The sequence below is a fragment of the Ancylobacter pratisalsi genome, assembly GCF_010669125.1.
GTDB lineage: Bacteria > Pseudomonadota > Alphaproteobacteria > Rhizobiales > Xanthobacteraceae > Ancylobacter > Ancylobacter pratisalsi.
On record NZ_CP048631.1, the window covers coordinates 86,297 to 108,092 of the forward strand.

27 protein-coding genes and 1 other annotated feature are annotated in these 21,796 nt (G+C 64.4%); of the genes, 12 read left to right on the forward strand and 15 right to left on the reverse strand.

The annotated features are described in order from the left end of the window. Positions 1 to 234: 234 nt before the first annotated feature. Complete coding sequence (locus G3A50_RS21950; RefSeq protein ID WP_131837174.1) at positions 235 to 672, reverse strand: Rrf2 family transcriptional regulator; 438 nt, start codon at positions 670 to 672, stop codon at positions 235 to 237. 149 nt (positions 673 to 821) lie between these two features. Here G3A50_RS21950 and G3A50_RS21955 point away from each other — a divergent pair, with 149 nt between their 5' ends. Further along, a complete protein-coding gene (locus tag G3A50_RS21955; RefSeq protein WP_126281268.1) occupies positions 822 to 1,502 on the forward strand; it encodes a class I SAM-dependent methyltransferase in 681 nt (226 codons plus the stop codon). Between the two features lie 253 nt (positions 1,503 to 1,755). Here G3A50_RS21955 and chrA read toward each other — a convergent pair whose 3' ends face one another. From chrA to G3A50_RS21990, 7 genes are all read right to left on the reverse strand, one after another. Next, entirely contained in the window at positions 1,756 to 3,156 is a 1,401-nt protein-coding gene (chrA, locus tag G3A50_RS21960; protein ID WP_163078189.1) for a chromate efflux transporter, read from the reverse strand. Positions 3,157 to 3,167: 11 nt separating this feature from the next. Further along, positions 3,168 to 3,986: a chromate resistance protein ChrB domain-containing protein gene (locus G3A50_RS21965; RefSeq protein WP_163078191.1), complete on the reverse strand. Its 819-nt coding sequence runs from the start codon at positions 3,984 to 3,986 to the stop codon at positions 3,168 to 3,170. 126 nt (positions 3,987 to 4,112) lie between these two features. Then, on the reverse strand, positions 4,113 to 4,838 hold the full coding sequence (locus G3A50_RS21970; RefSeq protein WP_163078194.1) for a nickel/cobalt transporter: 726 nt from the start codon (positions 4,836 to 4,838) through the stop codon (positions 4,113 to 4,115). A gap of 2 nt (positions 4,839 to 4,840) precedes the next feature. Beyond that, positions 4,841 to 5,278, reverse strand: a complete 438-nt coding sequence (locus G3A50_RS21975) for a YqaA family protein (protein ID WP_163078196.1) — start codon at positions 5,276 to 5,278, stop codon at positions 4,841 to 4,843. Between the two features lie 25 nt (positions 5,279 to 5,303). Then, positions 5,304 to 6,623: an MFS transporter gene (locus G3A50_RS21980; RefSeq protein ID WP_163078199.1), complete on the reverse strand. Its 1,320-nt coding sequence runs from the start codon at positions 6,621 to 6,623 to the stop codon at positions 5,304 to 5,306. A gap of 3 nt (positions 6,624 to 6,626) precedes the next feature. Next, positions 6,627 to 7,835 carry a nickel/cobalt efflux transporter gene (locus tag G3A50_RS21985; protein WP_163078202.1) on the reverse strand — a complete coding sequence of 403 codons (1,209 nt, stop codon included), beginning with the start codon at positions 7,833 to 7,835 and terminating at the stop codon, positions 6,627 to 6,629. Positions 7,836 to 7,842: 7 nt separating this feature from the next. After that, positions 7,843 to 8,124, reverse strand: a complete 282-nt coding sequence (locus G3A50_RS21990) for a metal-sensing transcriptional repressor (RefSeq protein WP_163078216.1) — start codon at positions 8,122 to 8,124, stop codon at positions 7,843 to 7,845. A 122-nt stretch (positions 8,125 to 8,246) separates the two neighbouring features. Here G3A50_RS21990 and G3A50_RS21995 point away from each other — a divergent pair, with 122 nt between their 5' ends. From G3A50_RS21995 to G3A50_RS22005, 3 genes are read left to right on the forward strand one after another with little or no spacing between them, the layout of a single operon-like run. Then, positions 8,247 to 8,639, forward strand: a complete 393-nt coding sequence (locus G3A50_RS21995) for a hypothetical protein (RefSeq protein WP_163078219.1) — start codon at positions 8,247 to 8,249, stop codon at positions 8,637 to 8,639. A 49-nt stretch (positions 8,640 to 8,688) separates the two neighbouring features. Next, positions 8,689 to 9,423, forward strand: coding sequence for a HupE/UreJ family protein (locus G3A50_RS22000; protein WP_163078222.1), 735 nt, complete (start codon positions 8,689 to 8,691; stop codon positions 9,421 to 9,423). A gap of 27 nt (positions 9,424 to 9,450) precedes the next feature. After that, positions 9,451 to 10,083: a transmembrane anchor protein gene (locus G3A50_RS22005; protein WP_163078225.1), complete on the forward strand. Its 633-nt coding sequence runs from the start codon at positions 9,451 to 9,453 to the stop codon at positions 10,081 to 10,083. A gap of 312 nt (positions 10,084 to 10,395) precedes the next feature. Here the strand turns inward: G3A50_RS22005 and G3A50_RS22010 are convergent, their stop codons facing one another. Both G3A50_RS22010 and G3A50_RS22015 read right to left on the reverse strand, forming a co-directional pair. Next, positions 10,396 to 10,791 (reverse strand): hypothetical protein, encoded by a 396-nt coding sequence (locus G3A50_RS22010; RefSeq protein ID WP_163078228.1) that lies wholly within the window; start codon positions 10,789 to 10,791, stop codon positions 10,396 to 10,398. 20 nt (positions 10,792 to 10,811) lie between these two features. Continuing rightward, positions 10,812 to 12,043 (reverse strand): IS3 family transposase gene (locus tag G3A50_RS22015; RefSeq protein WP_246252613.1). Its coding sequence is split into 2 segments (ribosomal slippage): positions 10,812 to 11,746 and positions 11,746 to 12,043, totalling 1,233 coding nucleotides; the frame shifts between segments, so codons are not numbered across the junction. After that, positions 11,643 to 11,759 (reverse strand) — a sequence feature (AL1L pseudoknot). (Overlaps the previous gene by 117 nt.) 673 nt (positions 12,044 to 12,716) lie before the next feature. Here G3A50_RS22015 and G3A50_RS22020 point away from each other — a divergent pair. Both G3A50_RS22020 and G3A50_RS22025 read left to right on the forward strand, forming a co-directional pair. Beyond that, positions 12,717 to 13,625 (forward strand): ArdC family protein, encoded by a 909-nt coding sequence (locus G3A50_RS22020; protein ID WP_163078234.1) that lies wholly within the window; start codon positions 12,717 to 12,719, stop codon positions 13,623 to 13,625. A gap of 228 nt (positions 13,626 to 13,853) precedes the next feature. Then, entirely contained in the window at positions 13,854 to 14,549 is a 696-nt protein-coding gene (locus G3A50_RS22025) for an outer membrane protein (RefSeq protein ID WP_163078237.1), read from the forward strand. Here the strand turns inward: G3A50_RS22025 and G3A50_RS22030 are convergent. Further along, on the reverse strand, positions 14,540 to 15,142 hold the full coding sequence (locus G3A50_RS22030) for a type II toxin-antitoxin system VapB family antitoxin (RefSeq protein WP_163078240.1): 603 nt from the start codon (positions 15,140 to 15,142) through the stop codon (positions 14,540 to 14,542). The two genes, G3A50_RS22025 and G3A50_RS22030, sit on opposite strands and share 10 nt — an antisense overlap. Positions 15,143 to 15,157: 15 nt before the next feature. Then, the gene (locus G3A50_RS22035) at positions 15,158 to 15,712 is read right to left on the reverse strand and encodes a hypothetical protein (protein ID WP_246252615.1); all 555 of its coding nucleotides are present in this window, start codon (positions 15,710 to 15,712) and stop codon (positions 15,158 to 15,160) included. A 288-nt stretch (positions 15,713 to 16,000) separates the two neighbouring features. Here G3A50_RS22035 and G3A50_RS22040 point away from each other — a divergent pair, with 288 nt between their 5' ends. Continuing rightward, positions 16,001 to 16,354 carry a MarR family winged helix-turn-helix transcriptional regulator gene (locus G3A50_RS22040; RefSeq protein WP_163078243.1) on the forward strand — a complete coding sequence of 118 codons (354 nt, stop codon included), beginning with the start codon at positions 16,001 to 16,003 and terminating at the stop codon, positions 16,352 to 16,354. 196 nt (positions 16,355 to 16,550) lie between these two features. Here G3A50_RS22040 and G3A50_RS22045 read toward each other — a convergent pair whose 3' ends face one another. From G3A50_RS22045 to G3A50_RS22055, 3 genes are read right to left on the reverse strand one after another with little or no spacing between them, the layout of a single operon-like run. Beyond that, positions 16,551 to 17,144, reverse strand: coding sequence for a TadE/TadG family type IV pilus assembly protein (locus tag G3A50_RS22045; RefSeq protein WP_163078246.1), 594 nt, complete (start codon positions 17,142 to 17,144; stop codon positions 16,551 to 16,553). 9 nt (positions 17,145 to 17,153) lie between these two features. Next, the gene (locus tag G3A50_RS22050) at positions 17,154 to 17,720 is read right to left on the reverse strand and encodes a TadE/TadG family type IV pilus assembly protein (RefSeq protein WP_246252617.1); all 567 of its coding nucleotides are present in this window, start codon (positions 17,718 to 17,720) and stop codon (positions 17,154 to 17,156) included. Continuing rightward, on the reverse strand, positions 17,695 to 18,150 hold the full coding sequence (locus G3A50_RS22055) for a pilus assembly protein N-terminal domain-containing protein (RefSeq protein ID WP_246252645.1): 456 nt from the start codon (positions 18,148 to 18,150) through the stop codon (positions 17,695 to 17,697). The genes G3A50_RS22050 and G3A50_RS22055 overlap by 26 nt, the downstream gene beginning before the upstream one ends. A 239-nt stretch (positions 18,151 to 18,389) precedes the next feature. Between G3A50_RS22055 and G3A50_RS22060 the strand changes: the two genes are divergently transcribed. The 5 genes from G3A50_RS22060 (at position 18,390) to G3A50_RS22080 (ending at position 21,785) form a co-directional block, all read left to right on the forward strand. Beyond that, the gene (locus G3A50_RS22060; protein WP_126281622.1) at positions 18,390 to 18,593 is read left to right on the forward strand and encodes a Flp family type IVb pilin; all 204 of its coding nucleotides are present in this window, start codon (positions 18,390 to 18,392) and stop codon (positions 18,591 to 18,593) included. A 98-nt stretch (positions 18,594 to 18,691) separates the two neighbouring features. Next, complete coding sequence (locus tag G3A50_RS22065; protein ID WP_163078253.1) at positions 18,692 to 18,895, forward strand: Flp family type IVb pilin; 204 nt, start codon at positions 18,692 to 18,694, stop codon at positions 18,893 to 18,895. A gap of 46 nt (positions 18,896 to 18,941) precedes the next feature. Next, positions 18,942 to 19,466 carry a prepilin peptidase gene (locus tag G3A50_RS22070; protein ID WP_163078256.1) on the forward strand — a complete coding sequence of 175 codons (525 nt, stop codon included), beginning with the start codon at positions 18,942 to 18,944 and terminating at the stop codon, positions 19,464 to 19,466. A gap of 14 nt (positions 19,467 to 19,480) precedes the next feature. Beyond that, a complete protein-coding gene (gene cpaB, locus G3A50_RS22075) occupies positions 19,481 to 20,263 on the forward strand; it encodes a Flp pilus assembly protein CpaB (RefSeq protein WP_246252619.1) in 783 nt (260 codons plus the stop codon). Positions 20,264 to 20,279: 16 nt separating this feature from the next. Further along, positions 20,280 to 21,785 (forward strand): type II and III secretion system protein family protein, encoded by a 1,506-nt coding sequence (locus G3A50_RS22080; protein ID WP_163078259.1) that lies wholly within the window; start codon positions 20,280 to 20,282, stop codon positions 21,783 to 21,785. The last annotated feature ends 11 nt before the right edge of the window (positions 21,786 to 21,796 follow it).

The window sequence follows — 21,796 nt, forward strand, 5'->3', positions numbered from 1 at the left end:
CCGGAGGCGATGGATCAGTCTCGGCCTCGGTCATTCATCGGCGATATGTCCGCTTTTCGCTTCAATTCCCCAATAGCGGACAGTCTGTCACCGGCCCCATACCGGTCAGGCGTAGCCGCCCCAGTGACCTTCGGCTCATAAGCTATGCTGCTGAGTTTATAGGAATCAGTCTGATTGGCCGCAGCGACCGACTCTCTACCGAGAGTTGCTAGCCGCTTGGCGCGACCGCTGACGTCATCGGTGAGCATGCACGCTGGCGAACGCCGGATCGCGCGGCGCAATCTGGTCGAGCGTGATCTCTCTAAAACGCGTGGCGAAAAAGGTCGCAGCTTCTGCCATGGTATCCACCATCACAGCGTTGACGTTTTTTTCCACCAAGCACTTGGCATGCGCGCTGCGGTTACCGATGGCGAAAAGACTGGGGCGGCCGAGCGCTTCATAGACGTCGAGAAGCGTGATCTCGCTTAAATGACGCGCGAGTTGCCACCCCCCGCCATGCCCCCTCTCAGAACGGACCAGGCCCGCCTCGCGCAACCCCGCCATTGTCCGCCTGAAGACGGCGGGATTGGTTCCCATGCTCCGGGCCAGCACATCTGACGTAAGCAGTCCTTTCGCCTGGCCCATGTGCAGCAGGACGTGGAGCACGTCGGAAAGGCGGGTGTCTCGGTTCATCGTACAGCTCCCTCTGTGCATCGTCGTTGGATAGCGCCACGGCGCCCATCGATCCGTACGGCTAATTCGTATCTTCAATTGATACGTGATATCGATGCGATTATGTATCTCCAACTGTTACATACCGTGAGGCTCGGAGGCTGCCCGCCATGGATCACAGACATGCGCCCTTCATCAACCCGGCCGTCGTCGCCTCCTACGCGGCCGATGCCCCTCGCAAGGTGCCCGGGTTGGCCGATCTCCATCGCATGGTGATGTTGCTTCTTGCCGAAGGGGCGCCGGGAGACGCGCATATACTCGTTGTCGGCGCGGGAGGCGGCATGGAAATAAAGGCCATGGCCGAGGCACAACCGGCATGGCGTTTCACCGGCGTCGATCCCTCACCCGCAATGCTGGACCTCGCGCGCCAAACGGTTGCGCCTGTTGCGGATCGTGTCGATCTGATCCAGGGCATCATCGATCAGGCGCCCGAAGGCTACTTCTATGGCGCGACATGCCTGCTCACACTGCATCACCTCGACCGAAACGAGCGACTGCGAACGTTGAAGGAGATTCGCCGCCGTCTCGGGCCGGGCGCCAGGCTTGTGACCGCGGCGCACTCGGCACCTGGTCCTGACCCCGAACGGTGGATGGCGCGTTCGGTCGCCTTTGGCGATCGCGACGGCCCCGACAGGGCCAAGGCGGCAGCCATTGGCAGGATGATGATGGAGCGTCTGCCGCTGCTGACGCCGGCCCAGGAAGAAGACATGCTGCGCGAGGCAGGGTTCACTGACGTAGAGCTGTTTTACGCCGCCTTCTCGTTCCGCGGCTGGGTCGGCACTGCTGGCTGACGCCAATGACGCGCCCCCGTGAGCTACGGCGCGGTATGGGCGCTTGACTATACACCTTATACCTTAGCGGCGTTTAGCGATCGGCGGGCCCCGCCCGACGAAGATGAGCACTCGGGCGCCATCAAGCAACGGCACTGACTTTCGATGCCTTTGCGCAGGTCGCGTGGTGGTGCGAGTGTTCTGAGACGGTGGCTTCCGAATCCATTATCCAGGCTTCGGGAGGTGAAGTCTCGTCTCTATTTCCGTTATAGCGTCAAGACGGCAGCATTTGGAGCGCAACACCCGCTGCCGCACACACTGCCAGTGTCGGGATCATGCCGACCTTGAAGCGGAGCATGGCGACCATGGCGCCAGCGGCCAGCAGCGCGGCGCGCCAATCGATGGACGAGAGCACGGGCAGCTCCGGTCCTATCCCGAAGAACTCAAATGCCCGCACCTCCCGAAAAACCACATGAATCGCAAACCACAGGGCAAGATTCATGACCACGCCGACGACAGCGGCGGTGATGGCGGACAACGCCGCCGAAACCGCCCGGTTGCCGCGTAGAGCTTCGGCATAGGGCGCGCCGGCGAAAATGAACAGGAACGACGGCGCGAACACCACCCATGTGGTCAGCAGGGTGCCAAACCCTCCCGCCACCAACGGATCGAGCGGACCCGGGGCCCGGTAAGCGGCGAGAAAACCGACGAACTGCAGCACCAGAATCAGCGGCCCCGGCGTGGTTTCGGCGAGCCCGAGGCCATCGACCATCTCGCCCGGCGCCAGCCAGCCAAAGCTGTCGACGGCGGCCTGCGCCACATAGGTCAACACCGCATAGGCCCCACCGAAGGTCACGACGCCCATGGTCGCGAAGAAGGTGCCGAGCTGCGTCCACAGACTGGAACCGCCGGTCGCTAGCCACAGGAGCAGCACCGGGGCGAGCCAGATGGCAAGCCACAGAACCACGACGCGGATGGTGCGTCGCGTCGAGGGTATTGCATGGGTCAGCTGCCCGCGGTCGAACATGCGGTCGATCACGCCATGGGTGTCGGCGGGTTGGCTTTTCCCACCATGTCCGCCGCCGGCGAAGACCGCTGGGGCGTGCCGGCTCCCGAGCCAGCCAACAAGCCCGGCGGCGAGAATGATGATGGGAAACGGTATGCGCAGCAGGTAAATGCCGAGGAAGGCGGCCACCGCGATGCCGATCATCACGCGGTTTTTCAGCGCCCGCCTGCCGATGCGCATAACGGCCTCCACGACGACCGCGAGGACCGCCGCCTTGACGCCGAAGAACATGGCGTCGATCAGCGGCACGTGTCGGTAGACGACATACAGGACGCTCAAGCCAAACATGACCAGCGCGCCCGGCAGGATGAAGAGAACGCTGGCAACGAGACCGCCCAGGGTTCGGTGCATCAGCCAGCCAATATAGGTGGCGAGCTGCTGGGCTTCCGGGCCGGGCAGCACCATGCAGTAGTTGAGGGCGTGCAGAAAGCGCTGCTCGCCGATCCAGCGGCGGTCCTCGACCAGCTCCTTGTGCATCAGGGCGATTTGACCGGCCGGGCCGCCGAAGCTGAGAAGGCCGATGCGCGCCCACACTTTGGTGGCTTCGCGGAAGGACGGAACGGCGCAGTCGCTCGCGGACGCCGCCACATCAGTGGTGGATGTCGACATGGTCGCCTCCCTCACGCCGGGTTCGAGCGGGATGGCCAGTCATGGGTCTCCTCGGTCGCGTCGCGGCACCAGCGGTAGAAGGCGTCATAGAGCGTCACGCCGGCGTCGAGCTGTTCGAGGTCGTCGCGAAACATGCGCGACAGTCCCAGGGAGGCGGCAAGGAAGCCGGCCGCCTGCGGAACGAGGTCGAGCCTGTCCGTGTCGGCGGCGCGCACAATGTCGGCCAGCCGCTCCAGCGGCGTGCAGGAGAGGCCAAACTCTTCGATCATGGTGTCGAAGCTGCAGCGATCGCCCCGGTGGCTCCAGAACACACCGTCAATGTCGAAGGGGGTCGCATCGAATTGATCGGCAACGGCGGCAACCTCGGAGGCGCCGACGAAGAGGAATATGGCCGACGGGTCGACGAACCGCCGGATCAACCACGGGCAGGCGATACGGTCGACCTTGGGGCGCGCGCGCGTGACCCAGACGGTTCGTCCAGCCGCGTCCGGCACGGGCAGCCTGTCAGGTTTGACGAGCAGTCCTCCAGCGGCACTCCACGCCTCGAAGCCGCCTTCGAGCGTTTCGGCCCGGACGCCCGATTGGCGGAGCCATGCCGCCGTGCCCTGCGCCAGCTTGCCGCCCTTCTGGCAAACCACAACCACCTCACGGCCGGCGAATTGCGAGGCCCAGGACGGCACAGCCTGCGCCTCGTATCGGGCTGCGCCCGGCAGTCGGCGCGGGTCCGCGTCGATGTCCTCTCTCATACGCACGTCGATGATGGCGGGCGCGCCCGGAAGACCGATAAGGCGGGAGAGCTGGGAAACGGTGATTTCAGTGTTTGACGGCATGAGCGTCCATCCCATTTGTCAGGGAACATGGACGCGATCTTTGGGCTGTCGCCTCACGGGGCAATCGCGAATAACCCCTTGTGTCCGCTTCTAGCTGAACTCGTCCGTCGACCGCAAGCCGCGCGATCAGCGCAGCCACACTTCTCTCAAGGCAACCGCCAGCAACACAAGCCCGGCAGCGGCCTCGATGAACCGCGCCGAGCGGTCCAGGAGCGTCGCCCGATGCGCCAGCAGCCGCATCAGTCGGTCGCGGAACAGGATCGTCGCGATAGCGACCGTGGACAGGGTCAGCGCGACGCCGAGCATCATCGTGAAGGCGAAGGCGATCCCCGCCTCCGGCACGCCACGGGAGATGGCAAAGGTCATCACGAAAAGCGTCAATGGACAGGGGATGAGGCCGGCCATGACGCCGACCATCAGGCCCTCGCCGTGCGCGTGGACATGCCCTCGCGGGCGCAAGGCCCGCCACACCATCCACAGGCCGATGATGCCGAGAAGTGCGCGGCTGACATCTTCAAGAACAGGCGCGCGGCCGACACTGCCCAGGGAGGCGGAGATCAGCGGGAGCGCCAGAAGGGCGATCAGCACCGACATCAGTACATGGGTAAACGAGAGCGCCAGAGAGACCCCCAACCCGCGCAGCATGCCGAGCCGGGAGCCCGCCAGATAGGTCGCCAGGATCGTCTTGCTATGTCCCGGGGTCAGCGCATGCGCGGCGCCGAACAGGATCCCCATCGGCAGGTAGAGCACGAACGCCCCCCAGCCGCCCGCACCCGCGACATCGCGGATCTGTGCGGCGAACGCCTGATAGATTTCCTGCTGGAACCCGACAATGAGCTGCCAGAAGGCCATGATCAGCCCAGCCCCAGCGTGACGGCGGCAAGAATCAGGTAGCGCCCGACCTTGGCCAGGGTCACGAGGATGAGGAAAATCGGCAGCGGCTCGCGCAGCACACCGGCAATGACGGTCAGCGGATCCCCGATGACAGGGGCCCAGCTGAGAAGCAGGGACCATTTGCCGTAGCGGCGATACCAGCTCTCCGCGCGCGCCAGAGCGGCGGGCTTTACCGGAAACCATTTCCGGTCGCGAAAACGGTGAATGCCGCGCCCGAGCAGCCAGTTGATGACCGACCCCAGCACATTGCCGAGGCTCGCCACTCCCACCAGCGCCCAGGGCGGATAGTCGGTCGTCAGCAGCAGTCCGACCAGAACGGCTTCGGATTGCATCGGCAGGATTGTCGCCGCGACCAGTGCGCTGAAGAACAGGCTGGCATAGGCCGCAAGCTCCGTCATGGTCGGCCGCGGCCGGCAGGGAGCATCATGGGTGCGGCCATTCCGTGTGGTGGCGGTCGATGACAAACACATGGCTGTGGCGATGGCCGCCGGCAACGGGAACAGCGCCAGCCAGATGGGGATCATCCTCCGCCAGCGCGCCGTGGACATGCTCCAGCTCATCGGGATCTCTCGCCGGCCACAGCCGCAACGCGGCGAGAACGGCGAACCCGGCCAGAAGGGCAAGCATGGCGGACGTGCCCGGCAGGCCGATGCTCGCGCCCAGCCAGCCGGCAAGGGGATAGGTGATCAGCCAGCAGGCATGCGACAGCGCGAACTGCGCCGCGAAGAGCGAGGGACGGTCCTCAGGCCGCGAGGAGCGGCGCAGCAGACGGCCCGAGGGCGTCTGCACCAGCGAATAGCCAAGCCCCAGCAGGAACCAGAGCGGCAGCACGAATGCGTAGCTGTGGAGCGCGGACCCGACCAGAAGCCCCGCGACCAACACCCCGGCGCCGGCGAGCATGGCGGTGCGGTCAGGAACCGTCTCCAGCAGTCGCGGCAGTACGAGCGCCGCCACCATCGAGCCGCCACCGAAGGCGGCGAGCGCCAGTGCAGCGGCGCTCTGGTCGAGGCCCAGCACCGCCTGAACCAGAACCACGGTGTTGACGATGACCATGGCGCTGGCCGCCGCGACGGCAAGGTTCAGCGCCAGCAGGCCGCGCAGGCGCGGCGTTGCCAGATAGATGCGGATGCCGCGCGTGGTCCTGTTGTAAATGCCCCGCTTCTCTCCCGCCTGCGGGCTCGGCAGGACCACCGAGACCACGAGGGCGGCCGAGGCGAGGAAGCCGACGACGGTGCCGGCGAACAGGCTGTGAAAGCTGATCAGCGTGAGCAGGGCGGCGGCCAGCATAGGGCTGACCAGGCTTTCGAGGTCATAGGCGAGCCGGGACAGCGAGAGCGCGCGGGTATAGTCGCGCTCATCCGGCAGGACATCGGGGATCGTCGCCTGAAAGGTCGGCGTGAATCCGGCGGACGCCGACTGCAGCACGAAGATCAGCACATAAACCTGCCAGATCTCGCTCACAAAGGGCAGCAGGAGCGCGACGGCGGCACGAACCAGATCCAGCGAAACCAGCGTCGTCCGTCGCGGCAGTCGCTCGGCAAAGGCGGCGGCAACCGGCGCGACGCCGACATAGGCGATCATCTTGATCGCAAGTGCCGTGCCCAGCACCGCCCCCGCATTCGCCCCCGCCAAGTCATAGGCGAGAAGGCCGAGGGCCACGGTCGCCAGCCCGGTCCCGATCAGGGCAATGACCTGGGCGAGGAACAGGTGCCGGTATGTCCGGTTGGCAAGGACAGCGAGCATGGTTCACACCGCCGGCGTGCTGGCGAGCGCGGCGATGCCGCTCCAGCCATGCCAGCCGACATAAAGGCCGACCACGACCAGCAACAGGCCGGAGACATAGGGCGCACGCCGGGCAAAGGTGGAGAACCAGGTGAACCGCTTGCTCGCATGCTGCACGCTGAGCGCCGCCGCCGCACCGACCGCCACCAGCGTGAGGGCGAGCCCGATCGAGAAGCACAGCACCAGCCCGAAGCCGAGGGTGAACTCCTTGAGCTGGAGGCACAGCAGCAGCACGGTGATGGCCGCCGGGCAGGGAATGAGGCCGCCGGTCAGGCCGAACAGCACGATCTGCCAGGTCGTCACCTTGCGGTCGGCGAAACGCTTGCGGATGTCGTTGGCGTGGGCAAGCTCATGGGCGTCCTGGTAGCCGTCGGTGCCAAGCTCGAGCCCGCGCATTTCCTCGTGCAGATGGTCGTGGCCCTGCGTGCTCTTGAGGAACGACACGTCAAAATCATGCGAATGGTTGCCGTGGCCAAGGGCGAGACGGACCATGAAATCGACGGGCATCGGAACGGCCGCGACGCTCTCGATATAGCCGCCACGTTCGGCGAAGGCGAAGGTCTGGACGCGCCCGTCGGGCCGCTCGGTGGTCAGCTTCACCTCGTCGGCCGCCCAGGGCTTGCCGCGCTCCGGCCGGAAACGCCAATGCGCGTCGCCATGACCGTGGTCGTGCAGCTCAAGCTTGTGCAGGCCGTGCCCGGTGTCGATCAGCCGGATATCGGAGGCGGGATGGGCATGGGCGTCATGGCCATGGTGATGGTCATGGCCGTGGTCATGACCGTCCCCGTGATGGCCATGGCTGTGCCCGCTCGCCAGCTTCGCCTGTCGCTGGTCCTCATAGGTGCGCCACAGCATCCAGATAGCCATCGCCACGATGATGATCGCCGAGACGAGCTGCAGATAGGGCTCGAATGTCTCGGGCGCGATGCCCTGCCATATAGACATGCCGCCGATGGCGATGACCCAGACCACCATGGTGTGCGACACGGTGGCCGCCAGGCCGAGTAGGACCGCCTGCGCCACGGTTCCGCGCACCGCGACGATGAAGGCGGCCATCATGGTCTTGGAATGGCCCGGCTCCAGCCCGTGCAGCGCGCCGAGCAGGATGGCGCTCGGAATGAACAGCCAGGCGTTCCCCGCCCCCTGCTGCAGTAGTTCGGCAAAGGGCGTCATGCGGTCCTCATAGGTATTTGATGATGTCCTTGAAATCGTCGATCGAACGGCGCTGGTCGCGCGGCAGCGGGGCGACGACCTCATCGAGGCAATGGTCGAGATGATCCTGGATCAGGGTCTTCTTCGCCTGCGTGATTGCCCTTTCGACCGCGTGGAGCTGCTGGGCGATGTCCAGGCAGCTGCGGCCGGCCTCAAGCATCTCGATCACGCTGCGCAAATGACCATCCGCGCGCTTCAGCCGCTTGACGATTTCGGGATGCGTCTCATGGATGTGCGGGTGATCGTTCATTTCTATATCCTATCCCCCTAGAGGGGTTATGTCGATCCCCCTGAGGGGGATAAAGACGGTTGCGTCTCAGGCCGGATGACCTAGGGTTAATGAACGATTCAGATTTTCGGCGATACCTATCCGTGATGACGCCTCGTGCCCGCACCGTCCTGCTTTGCGGCTTCCTCGCGCTTGTCATGGCGCTGGGGTCGGTGGCGGCGACCGTGCGAACCGCGCTGTCCCATAACCCTGTAGTTCTTCTCGCGATCGAGGCCGAGCGGCACGCGGCCCTCGCCCAGGAGATCGCCGACCACGGCCATTCCCATGACGAGGGCTGGCAGGACGAGCAGGCGCCCGGCCATTCCCATGGCCACGACCCCACTGATCACTCGCACGACGTTCCCAGCGCTCTTTCTGCGCTCGTCCAGATGACGCCGCCGGCATGGCGGGTCTGGAGCGTCGCGGTCCGGGATGCGCCTGCGGTGACGAAGACCTATCCCTTCGAGAAGCCTCCGAAACACGTCGTCACCGTGTGATCGCGGCCGCACACGCGGCCCCCCTCATCGACGACATTTCGGAGTTTCCATGCATCCCACCTCTCGCGAGGGCCGGTTTGGCGTGCGCGCGTCGCTGACGCGGCTCGTCCATAGCCAAGGCCTTGCGCTTCTCCTGCTGCCGCTCACCGTGGCAACGGCCTTCGCCCATGCCGTGGCCGAAGGCGACAAGGGCTACATCCAGGAAATCACAGGCGTGCACCTGCTGCCCTTCGTCTATCTCGGCGCCAAGCACATGGTGACCGGCTATGATCACATCCTGTTCCTGCTGGGCGTGATCTTCTTCCTCTACAAGCTCAAGCACATCGCGATTTATGTCAGCCTGTTCGCCATCGGGCATTCGACGACGATGCTGCTGGGCGTCTATTTCAACATAGGCATCAACAGCTACATCATCGATGCCATCATCGGCTTCTCGGTGGTCTACAAGGCGCTCGACAATCTCGGCGCCTTCCAGCGCTGGTTCGGCGTGCAGCCGGATTCAAAAGCGGCGACGCTGATCTTCGGCTTCCTGCACGGCTTCGGCCTGTCGACCAAGATCATCGAATACGACATCTCGCCGGACGGCCTGTTACCGAACCTGCTCGCCTTCAATGTCGGCGTGGAAATCGGCCAGCTCCTCGCGCTCGCTGCGATCCTCATCGTCATGAGCTACTGGCGCCGCACCGACAGCTTCTTCCGTCACGCCTACACCGCCAACGTCGTGATGATGACCGCCGGCTTCGTGCTGATCGGCTATCAAATCACCGGCTGGTTCGTCGCGTGACCCCTCCCAATTCAAGGACGTACTGACATGTACAATTCGGACATTCCTTCGCGCGCCGAACTACCGACCTCCCGCCAGCTTCTGCGCTCCACCCTCATCGCCATCGTCGCAGCCTTGGCGATCCTCATCACCATCGTGCTGCCCGCCGAGTACAATATCGACCCGACCGGCGTCGGCCGGGTGCTCGGCCTCGCGCAGATGGGCGAGATCAAGGTGCAACTCGCCGAGGAAGCCGAGCGCGACCGGCAGATGGACCAGAACTCCACGGTGCTTGCCCCCGGTTCCAGCCTGTTCGGCCGGGTCTTTGCGGCTCTCGTCGTTTCCCCGGCGTCGGCCCAGACCGCCTCGCGGCAGGATGTGACAACCCTTACGCTCACGCCCGGCCAGGGCGCCGAGATCAAGCTGGTGATGAAGGCCGGTGCCAAGGCCGATTACAGCTGGACAGTCGCCGGCGGCGTGGTGAACTTCGATACCCATGGCGACGGCGGCGGCAAGTCCATCAGCTATGAGAAGGGCCGCGCGGTGCCAGGCGATGACGGCGTGCTTGAAGCGGCCTTCGACGGCAATCACGGCTGGTTCTGGCGCAACCGTGGCAGCGCCGACGTGACCCTCACCTTGAAGACGAGCGGCGCTTACGCCGAGATCAAGCGGACCGATTGATGAGCTAGTCTCGCCCGCGCCACGGAGTTCGTTGCGTCTCCGTGGTGCGGGAATGCCGTCTTCACCGAAGCATCTGCTGTCGACGCTCCCGCAGATATAGGTTCTTGGCGCAATGCAGCAGGCTCGATTCTCTCTCTCGATTCTCTCTATTGAGAGGATCGGAACACGAGTCGCAACCGCCTTCGCATCAACGTTCCACCCGCCGGGGGATCTGACGCTGCACATCATGAATCAGCCCGCGTCTGCCCTTCCCGCTCCGCACGCCGAGAAGGCCAATCCAGCCGTCAGAGCGAACTCACAGCTGGATAGAAGTTAGGGGGCAACATCACTGTTCACAGCGTTGTGGGATTCTTGGAAGAAACGTTTGTAATCGTCGGCGCTGACATCAAGCGCTGCCATTAGATCCGAGGCGAGGGTTGAGCATTTCAGGACCAGCATCATCAGGCGCGAGGCATCATATTTTTCGATTTTGCTCGTGAATTTGTTAGGGCCTGTCTTGCGCCGGTTGAACCAAACGCCAGCTTTGCTTCCGCCGACCACACTGTGAAGGATATCGTTCCGGTCGCCTATGCTCCCCATTTCCTTCAACACGGCAATCGCGGCGGTGTTTGGAGGTGTGTCGCGAGCAAGAAGGCTTGCAAGTAACGCTTGACGGCTGCGGAATTGCAGCCCTGCTGTGACAATCGATCTGAACCGCCCCGGCTTCACCGGAGGCCATTTGGTTTAAGTCATGCCGCCATGGCTGTCTCACCGAGCATGGCGTAGTAGCGTTCCTCGGCTTCGGCCGGCGGGATGTTGCCGATAGGCTCCAGCAGCCGGCGATGGTTGAACCAGTCAACCCAGGTCAGCGTGGCGAACTCGACGGCCTCGAAGGATCGCCAAGGCCCCCGACGATGGATGACCTCGGCCTTGTAGAGGCCGTTGATCGTCTCGGCGAGTGCGTTGTCATAGCTGTCACCGACGCTGCCGACCGAGGGCTCGATGCCGGCCTCAGCCAGCCGTTCGGTGTAGCGAATGCTCACATATTGCGAGCCGCGGTCGCTATGGTGCACCAGGCCGCCGCGATGAACGGGCCGTCGCTCGTGAAGGGCCTGCTCCAGTGCATCCAGCACGAGGCTGGCATGCGCGGTCTTGCTCACCCGCCAGCCGACGATGCGGCGGGCATAGGCGTCGATCACGAAGGCGACGTAGACGAAGCCCGACCAGGTACTGACATAGGTGAAGTCCGACAGCCAAAGCTGGTTCGGTGCCGGCGCATGGAACACCCGGTTCACACGGTCGAGCGGGCACGGTGCCGACTTGTCCGGGATGGTCGTGCGGACCGGCTTGCCGCGGATCACACCAGCGAGGCCCATGCCCTGCATCAGCCGTTCGACGGTGCAGCGCGCCACGTCGAACCCCTCGCGCATCATCTGTCGCCAGACCTTGCGCGCTCCATAGACCTCGAAGTTCTCGGCGAACACGCGCTCGATCTCGGGCCGCAAGGCCGCGTCCCGTAGCGCCCGTGCCGAGCACTTCGACGGATCAAGCCGCCGGGCGACATGCGCATGATAGGTCGATGGGGCGATCGGCAGCACCTTGCAGATCGGCTCGACCCCATACGCACCGCGATGATCATCGATGAACGCGATCATGTCTTCGACCGGCGGTCGAGCTCCGCCAGAGCGAAATATGCGGATGCCTTGCGCAGGATCTCGTTCGCCTGCCGCAGCTCGCGGTTCTCGCGCTCAAGTGCCTTCAGCTTCGCCGACATATCCGTCGTCATGCCTGCCCGCTTGCCGGCATCGATCTCGGCCTTCTTCACCCACTCGTTCAGCGAGTGTGCCGAGCAGCCGATCTTGGTCGCAATCGACACGATCGCCTGCCAGCGCGAAGGGTGTTCAGCCTCGTGGTCCAGCACCATCCGTACTGCGCGAGTGCGCACCTCAGGCGAGAACTTGTTCGTCGTCTTGCTCGTCATGGCCCCATCCTCTCAGGAGTTGGGGCCTCCGACAAACCCGGGGCGGTTCAATCCGTCCAGCGGAGTGAGCCCGAGTTGTTTTGCGATGCAGACCTCGACGGTCGATTCCGCCAAGGACCAAGCCATCACGAATTGACCCAGAGACGTCAGTACAGACGCATCGTCCGGCATCTCCCAGTCGCCGGCAGGTGCCTCCCGGATTCGCGTTTCCATCCGTCTCTGTCCTCTGGCCAGGCATTCTCGAGCCGCGATAGTCGCCGATATTGATGGCGTAACCTACCGCGAAGATCGGCAGGGGCGGTCCTCCCGCCGCTTCGCGTCGTGACCGGGCTCCATGCGCCAGGCGCACCGAGCCCCCAGCTGCGCCGGCGTCTCGTCCCTCACGGGTGACGATCCCTTGCCCAAGATCACATAGAGCGCGCCAGGGCACGCAAGATCCATCGTCAGTGCGCGGGGCCAGGGGGCGCTGCCCCCTCTGCCCCAGCAAGGGCGATGACGCCACCCCCCAGCATTCGGCCGCAAGCGGCCTGCCATGCCGGCGCGTAAACGCCGCCGCCCTCCGGGTGGGTGGTTCCCCCCGTCATCATCCCCCTTGCCCCCCAACTCCCCCGGTCTCCGCGACCCTCAGGAAGCAGGACGCAGCCTGCTTCGCAGCGAAAAAAGGGGAAGACAGATGGCAAAGGCAAAGCTCACCACCGAAACCCGGACGGACATCTATCAGACCGTCACCAATGCCATTATCGCGCACCTTGAAGCCGGCACCCGCCCGTGGTCGATGCCGTGGAAGGTGGGCAGCACCCCGCGACCCCTGCGCCACAACGGCGTGCCCTATTCCGGCATCAACACCCTTCTTCTCTGGATCGAGGCGCAGGATAAGGGCTTTTCGTCCAACTACTGGATGACCTATCGGCAGGCCCAGGAACTCGGCGCCCAGGTGCGCAAGGGCGAGCGCTCATGCGTCGTCGTCTATGCCGGCGCCATCGAGCGCAACGAAGTCAACAATGACGGGGAAGAGGTGGAAACCCGCATTCCCTTCCTCAAGACCTATAATGTGTTCAACGCCGACCAGATCGACGGGTTGCCCGAGCACTACACAGCCGCGCCCGTCCCGCATGTCCCGCCTTCGGGACGATACGAGGCGGCTGATACCTTCGTGACGAACACCGGCGCATATTTGCGCCACGGCGGTTCCCGCGCGTTCTACAGCCCCGCGACTGATCTTATCCAGATGCCGGCCTTTGAGGCGTTCATTGACGCCGAGAGCTACGCCACCACCCTTCTGCACGAGCTGGTGCACTGGAGCGGGGCAAAGCCGCGTCTCAATCGCAACTTTGAGGCCAAACGCTGGGGCGATGCCGGATACGCGGCCGAGGAACTGGTCGCCGAGATCGGCGCGGCCTTCCTCGCGGCCGACCTCGATATCGCTCTGGAGCCGCGCGAGGATCACGCCTCCTATGTGGCGCATTGGCTGAAGGTGCTGAAGGAAGACAAGCGCGCCATTTTCACAGCGGCCGCGCACGCCGAACGGGCCGCCGGCTATCTCCACGGCTACCAGTCCGCCGCAACGGAGGAGGCCGCTTAGCAGCGGCCTCCCAGGCAAGCGAAGAGAAAAAACGGCCCCGCTCACGCGGGGCCGTTTCCTGTTGCGCCCATGTCTAGATCGACTCTCAACATAAGTCCCGCAGAAAACGGCGATGTTGGCGGCAACTTACTGTATAGCCTCCCCGATTTCTTGCCTCTATGCGACGACTTCCGCACGTTCCCTATGGACTGCCAAACGGCAGAAACACCGATAGTAGGGACATCTGCGATGAAACTCATAGTCGCCACGCTGGCCGGGCTGGCATTGTCTACCGTGGCCGCGCCCGCCTTCGCCCAGAGCACCGGATCGGCGTTCAATGACATGTGGGGCGCCGACTATTCGGCCGCGCCGTCCAATTGGACCGGCTCCTATATCGGCATCGCCGCCGGCTACGCCGGCGCGAGCGCTTCACAGAACTTGAGCGTCGCCCCCTTCGATTTCGCCGCCCATACCTCGCTCGCCGATAGCGGCGCGACGATCGGCGGCTATGCCGGCTACAATTATCAGATCGATTCCTACGTCATCGGCGCGGAAGGGACATTCACCTATCTCGGCCAGCGCCTCGGCGGCGCGATCCCCGCCGACCTCGACTGGCAGCTTGGCCTGGCCGTGCGCGCCGGCTTTGCCGCCCAGGACAACACGCTCATTTATGTTCGTGCCGCGTGGGCCTTGACCGATATCCGCTTCGCGAATCTCGGCGAGCTGGCCGGCACCGCCTACACGGTGAAGGACGGCTATCGCAGCGCCCTCCAGCTCGGCGCCGGTGTCGATGTGAAGCTCGATCCGAACTGGATACTGCGCATCGAAGGCAACTACACCTTCGAGGGTGGCGACGCCGAAATCATCGACTACACCAGCGGGATGAGCGTCACGCTCGATCCCTCGCTCTACGACGTGCGCGCCGGCCTGGCCTATCAGTTCTGATGCGAGGGCGGGTAGAGGATCACCGGGCTCACGCGCATGGTGGCGCAATACGCCCGGTCCATCAGGCTGAAATGGTCGGGCGGGCAATTATTGCCCGCCGCGCGCCAGTCGCGCGCGATGACGAGCGCCTGATCCTCGACGCGGTCGCTCGGCGGCAGGGTGCGGATGCCGGCCAGCGTGATCATCGCGTCAACCTTGTGGCGTGCGTGGCCCGGCTCGATGCCGGTCCGCTCCATGAGCAACACCGCGCCTCGATAGGCCGCGCTGCTGGACGTGTACACGCGCGCGGCGGCCTCTATGGCCGCGCAAAGATCATCCGAGCATGGCTCGCTCGCGAGGATGGTCGCGAACGTCACGCCCGGCACATAGAGCGACGAGGCGGACGTGCCGACCGGCACATGCCCGGTGAGGCGCGGCCCGTCGATCTCGGCTTGGAGCGCCTGCAAGCGCTGCTTCAGCGGCAGCGCCTTGACGCGGCTTTCCAGCATGAAACGGGCGGACTCCCGGACCACGTCCGTCAGCCCCATGCCCATTTCCCGCGACAGGCGTCGCACCACACGATCGGTTTTCTCGCAACGTACATGGAACGCCATGTCTCACTCCTGCCGCTAAACGCCCAGACGACCGGACGGCGTCACTTCAAAAAGATCGCTAAGTATCGTGGTCAGCAACAGAAGATCATCATGCCAACGTTCATTCGCCCGGCGCTTATCCCTAATGTACCGATAAGCCATATACACGCTTGTGCTATCGCGACGGCCAATCGCCGCCGCGATGGTCTTGGCGGTCTCTTTCGTCAGCCGCACGGCCAGGGTGAGCGCGACATAGCGGAAGGGCACGAGAGCGTCATCCGTGACCCGGCGCGTGACGGCGCTCGATCCGACGAGCGCGGCCCGGCTCAGCCCATAATAACGCGTCGTCACCGCGACCACGTCCTCGACCGTCAGCGGCCGGCACTCACTGCCCCAATTCGCCGCATAAACAGCGGAGACGCCAGCCTCTGGCATCAAGGGAGGCAGAATAGAGCCCGGCACTCGTGCCGGCCGCAGCGCCACGCCCGAACGTTGAGGGCACGGCGAAATCTCCGGGTGATAGTAAATCTCTATCGGATGACTGTTCCGAGAGCGCGGCTGTGCCGTAGCGTTGACGCCGAAAGCGACCATTTAGCGCACTCCAATCAGATGTGCGTGATTCTGGCATGTTGAAACATTTCTAATGAACGTAATCTGCATGAGCACAACCAAATTTCACCTTGCCAAGGTACGGTCGTCCGGCCGATTAACTTGCTTCACCTCTGGCGTCGCGGCCCGCATCGCGCGACCCGCTCCTTGCTGGAGAGCAACAAGAAATCACCCGTCAACTGACATTCGCGCCGATCGCCTTTGGTTTCTGAACAGGGGGCTCCCGTTCTTCGACCGATTTACGGCTGATAATATGCATAGGAGATTCTCATGCCAATCCCCCAGACGGCGGACACCCGCCAACTGTCGAGAACGTATATGATGAGATTAATCAATCTCATCATGGAAGATCGGCGGCCGGGAGAGACGGCGAGTCGGCGTTTAAAGCAGGCCGGTCTTATGTCATGCATCTACACGATGCATCTGGCCGGCGAGTCTGTGACTGTGACAAAGCTGTGCGAGCGAGTTAAGGCGCCTCGGAATGTCGTTGTTGAAATTGTCAAAGCGCTCGAAAGTCGTGGCTTCCTGACCTACCGTACTAATCTACACGATGGCGGGCGCGGTCGCGTTTACGTCTATTCACTCACGGAGAAGGCAAGGGCGCTCGTCACCGTGGTCGAATAAGATGTATATGAGGTTAATATGTCACACCGGAATCGGGCGTAGCTGGGGCGCTGCATGAAGCCCGCACAAAGGCTGTCGCGCACTATTCCGCTGTGGACCGGGAAGTATAACCCGGCTGACCGGGATGTCCTTCTCAGGATCATCCCGGCCGTGGCAGCGCATTTCCGCCTGATGTGGTGACGCGGCGGCTGGCAGGTCAAAAGACCGTGGCGCCGCCGGTACTGCGGCGCGTCCAAAGGTCCGTCCCCGCGCCGCTTTTCTTCAGGGGAAGAGCATAGGCCACGTCGCTATATGTCTGATCCTGCGTGAAGGTGAAGGGCGCCCAGGGCAGGGCGTTCCATATCCGCGCCAGGAGAGAGCTGTGCGGCAGCGTCACCTTTGCCACCAGCACATTCTTGTCCGAGCTGGCGTAAGCGGCCGCGCCCGCCGGAAACGCGAACGGAGCGCCCCGAACCAGAGCGGCGCCATTGCTGGCGCTCCAGCGCACCTGAAGGCCGTCCCCGGCGTTTCCCACGCTGCTGAGCACCACTGTCGGGGTGCCGTCCATGGGCTCCAGCATGGTCGCGGTCATGGCCCGATAGCTGTTCCAGCGATCATCGTCGATGGTCGCGTCCATGGATGCCAGCCGCGCCAGTGCGTTCGCGGCGCGGGCCACCTTGTTCTGCACGATCACGGTTTCGGCCAGGAAGTTGCTGCCGACGAACACCAGCACGAGAACCGGCAGCATGAGGGCGAATTCCACCGTGCCGACGCCGCGCTCGTCCGAACTGAATTGTCTGAGATATCGCATCGTGGTTGCTCACAGCGAGGGTGCATAGGGGTCGATCCGGAAAACGGCCTGCGCGGTAACGATCCGCTGGCCGCCGGGGCCGGTGATCAGGTCCGGCAGGAAGCCGGTCAGCGAGGGCAGCTCCAGGACGGCCCGTACGAGCATGCTGTTGCCGGCGACCCCGTTCCCGGCTGCGAAGGCGTCATCGTCGACAGCGCCCTCGTCGTCGAACATGGACGGGACCGGCGATCCGTCGATGATCCGCACATCGAGCTTGAGGGACGCATTGCACGCCGCTTCACCGACAAGGACCAACGTGCCCGAGCAGATGGCCTGGCGCGCCAGAGACCGCGCGTCCTCCGCCGATAATCCCAAAGCCTCGCCGCGCTCGATGACGCGCACGGCATTGGAGGTGTTCGACTGCAGAACCTGCTGAGCCAACAGGACCAGGCCGATTTCGAGAATCCCGACGATCACGACGACCAGGGGAATGAAGAGCAGGCCGAACTCGACGAGCATCGACCCGGATTCCTCGCGCTTCAGGCGCGCGACAGCTTGCATTGCCATCGCATCACCTCGCAGCGGCCGCAGCGGCACTCGTCCGCTCTTGCAACTGTGCGCCGATCGGTATCGTCACCTCCGGTGCGTCGCCGATAGACTGCGTCGGCGCGCATCGCGGATCGCACGCGAAGGTCGCGCGCTTGTCGCCATGCGTCACCGTCAGGAGGCCGGGAGCGCGCACCACGCGCACTTGCGCGCTTTTCACGGTGTCTCCCGATTCCGTCAGAAACAGCACGTTGGTCGCACCGAAGCTCCGGCCGGTGAAGATCGCGCCCTGCCGATCGACCGTGAACACCACATCCGTGATCGCAGGGTTTCCGATGACCACGGTGGAAACCCCTGATGGCACCGCGAACACACGGGCCTCATCGACTGGGATCTCCACCTTTCCATCGAGCGCCGCCGGCGCCGTCGTGCTCGTGGACTGAGCTGCCGCCGGCGCCGCACCGAGCGCCACCAACAGCATCAAGACTGCATATTTCCTCACGTCAGTGACCTCCGATTGTTAAAATCCGACTGATACGGCGACCGTCTAGCCGACATCTCCTTATAGGCTAGACGAGCTACAAATCGACTATCCAAGAAAATCAGCATTCCGAACCTGTATAGCCTATCCCGATGCGTTGACCCGTCCAACGTCTCACGAGTAGGCATGAATACGCCTGTTAAGAACAGGCGAAACACCCACCTATACAGGAGACGAGAATGAAGAATGTCATCAACGGCGCCAAGAAGGTCCTCGGCGACGAGTCCGGTGCGGCCACCGTCGAATACGGCCTGATCACCCTCGGCGTCGTCGCCGCCGTCACCGGCGCCGCCGGTGCCTTCAAGGACCAGGTCACCGCGCTCTTCACCGATGTCGGCACCACGCTGACGGCCGCGCAGACCAGCGCCAAGGCCGGCAGCTGACGCCTCCAACGCCGACATCAATCCCTATCGAACGCGGAGCCGGGTCCATGTGGACCCGGCAACGCTCTCCCAGGAACGCGAGATGACCGGAGCGCGAGATGACTGACCTTCCCGCCTATGCCCGACGACTTCTGAGGGACGACGCCGGCGCCGCGACGCTCGAATACGGCCTGGTGATCATCGCCGTCGTCCTGATCGCCGCCGGTGCCATCAGCCTGATCGCCGGACGTTACGACGAGCCGCTGAATGAGGCGGCACAGGAGATCGTCACCTCGCGGGAGTCGCTGTCTAACAAGCCATAAGCCCGCCCGCCCCCGATTATTCCGATTTCACAATCGAGCGCTTCACATGGTCGAACTTTTTCCCAAGGTAATCTTTACCGGCCTGCTGCTCGTCGCTCTCGTGATTGACGTTCGATCGCTACGCTTGCCGAACCGTGTCGTTTTTCTCATCATCGGCGCCTTCATCATCTGCGCGCCGCTTCGGCAGCTCTCGCTTGACGACACGCTTGTCCATCTCGCCACGGGCGCCGGGCTGTTCGGCGCGCTGTTCGCCGTCGCGCTCTTTGGTGCCCTGACCTCCAGCCTGCCGCTGGGGGGAGGGGACGTTAAATTCGCCGGCGCGATCGGATTGTGGCTCGGCTTCGGCCACCCGTTCTTTGTCTTCGTCGCCTGGCTGCTGATCCTTCTGGTGGCGCTTATCGCCTTCATCGTCGCCCTGGCGATGTCGCGTCAGTTCCCGTTCGTGATGCCGCTTACCGGCATTGTCTGGGTCGATGACGTCACCCTCGGCACCGTGAGCATCCGCAAGGCGCGCGTTCCCTTCGGCGTGCCGCTCGCTCTCGCGGCCATCGCCGCCACCTGGCTCAGTTGAAATAGAGGTGCTGCGTGAACATCAAGCGCATCGGCGTCTTCGGCGCCTCATTGCTCTCCGGCGTCGCCGCCTATGCGGTCCTCGCCTCCGTTCAGCCCGCCCCCACGCCAGCGGTCGCGGTGCAACCGGCTCCCACCGGCCGCGTCGAAGGTCCGGCCACCGTCGACCTTCTCGTCGCCGCGCGGGATCTTCCCATCGGCGCGAAGCTCGCCGCCAGTGATGTCCGCTGGGTGAAGACCGTCGAGGGCTCGCATCCCGCGAGCGCCATCCTTCACAGATCGGCGGACGACGCGGCCAGGATTGAGGCCGATATCGTTGGCAGCGTCGCGCGCCAGGGCCTGCTGGCCGGCGAGGCGATCAGCCTCCAGCGGCTCGCCAAGGGGACGGGGAGCCTTCTCGCCTTCAGCCTGCCGGACGGCAAGCGCGCCGTCGCCGTCGACATTGACGCGCGCGGTAGCCGCTCCGCCGGCAATTTCATCATGCCGGGCGACCATGTCGACGTGCTCGCCATTGAGGCGGCCGGCGCCGGCAGTGCGAAGTCGGCCACCACGCTCATGCGCGATATCCGCGTCCTCGCGGTCGGTCCCCATCTCGGCGCCGACGCCATGGGCGGGACGCCGGTCACTGGCGAGACCGCCACGCTCGAACTCGACCCGGCACAGGCCGAGCGGATCGCTGGCGCAGCCGTCGGCACCATCAAGCTCGCCCTGCGACCGCGCGGCGAAGCCGGCGATGCCTATGCCGGCACCAACCTTCAGATGATGACCGTCCGCTACGGCATCGCCCGTAAGCAGTGAAGCCGAGGAATCGCAGATGGCTCCCTCCCGTGCGCGGTGCGCCACGTCGCTCGTAACGATCATGTCCCTGTTGCTCGGATCGCTCGGCACGGCGGCTGCCCAGCAGACCCAGCCGGCGCGCGCAAATCCGGGCTTTGTCGCACCCGATTTCAACACCGCGTTCAACCAGACCGGGGCCACGCCGGCAGCGCCAGCGCGGGGCATCATCCGCAAGACCCTCGATGTCGGGCTTGGCCGCTCCTTCGTCTTCACAGTTCCTCGCGCGGCGGCCGATGCCTATGTCGCCGATCCCAAGGTGGCAACCGCCACCGTGCAGACCGATCGACAGATCTACATCACCGGCATTGGCCCCGGCGCGACCACCATTCTCATCAGCAGCGATGACGGCTCCCAGATCGCGGAAGTGGAGGTACGGGTGGCGCGCGATGTCGGCAGCCTGCGCAGCATCCTCGCGGCCGCGCTCCCGGGCGCCTCGATCTCGGTCCGCATGTCCGCCGACTCCGTCGTGCTCTCCGGCGAGGTGCCCAGCGCCGCCGTCGCCACCAAGGCCATGGATATCGCGCAGGGCTTCGTCGGCACCGCCGAGCGCGTCGTCAATGCCATGACCATCAGCGCCAGCGAACAGGTCATGCTGAAAGTGACGGTCGCCGAGGTGCAGCGCAACGTGCTCAAGCAGCTCGGCGTCAACGCGGTCGGCACCTGGGAAATCGGCGACGTCGTGCTTGGCGGGGTCATGTCCAACCCCTTCGGCGTCGCCGGCCAGGCGCTGTCTTCAACGGCCGGGGTGATTTCCGGCTCCGATGGCACCCTGTCCGTCCAGGCCATGGAGCAAGTGGGCGTCGCCCGCACGCTGGCCGAACCCGTCCTGACAGCCATTTCCGGCGAAACCGCCAACTTCCTGGTCGGCGGCGAGGTGCCGATCCCGACCGGCGTCACCTGTACCAACGACAATTCGTGCCAACCCAGCATCGAATACAAGAAGTTCGGCGTGTCGCTGACCTTCGCCCCGACCGTGCTGTCTTCCGGCAACATTTCCCTGCGCGTTGCGACCGAAGTCTCCGACGTCGATACGCAGAACCAGCTCACCTATCCGGTCGGCAACAACAGCACCGTCACCATCCCGGCCTTCAAGCTGCGCAAGCAGGAAACCACCGTCGAACTCCCCTCCGGCGGTTCCCTTGTCACGGCCGGGCTCATCCAGCAGGGCGGCCGGCGGGCCATCACCGGCGTGCCCGGCCTCATGCATCTGCCCGTCCTCGGGGCGCTCTTCCGCTCCCGTGACTATCAGCGGGAGGAAACCGAACTCGTCATCATCGTGCAGCCGATGCTCGCGCGCCCGCTGCAGGCCCGGCAGGCAACGCGACCCGATCAGGGTTTCGCCGACGCCCCCGACCCGCGCGCCGTCTTCTTCGGTCAGGTCAACCGGATCATCGCTCCCGCCGGCCCGCGCACAAATCCCACGAAAGCCGGACCTCCCGTCGCGAATGGCTACTACGGCCACGCCGGGTTCATCGTCGATTGATCCGAGGCACG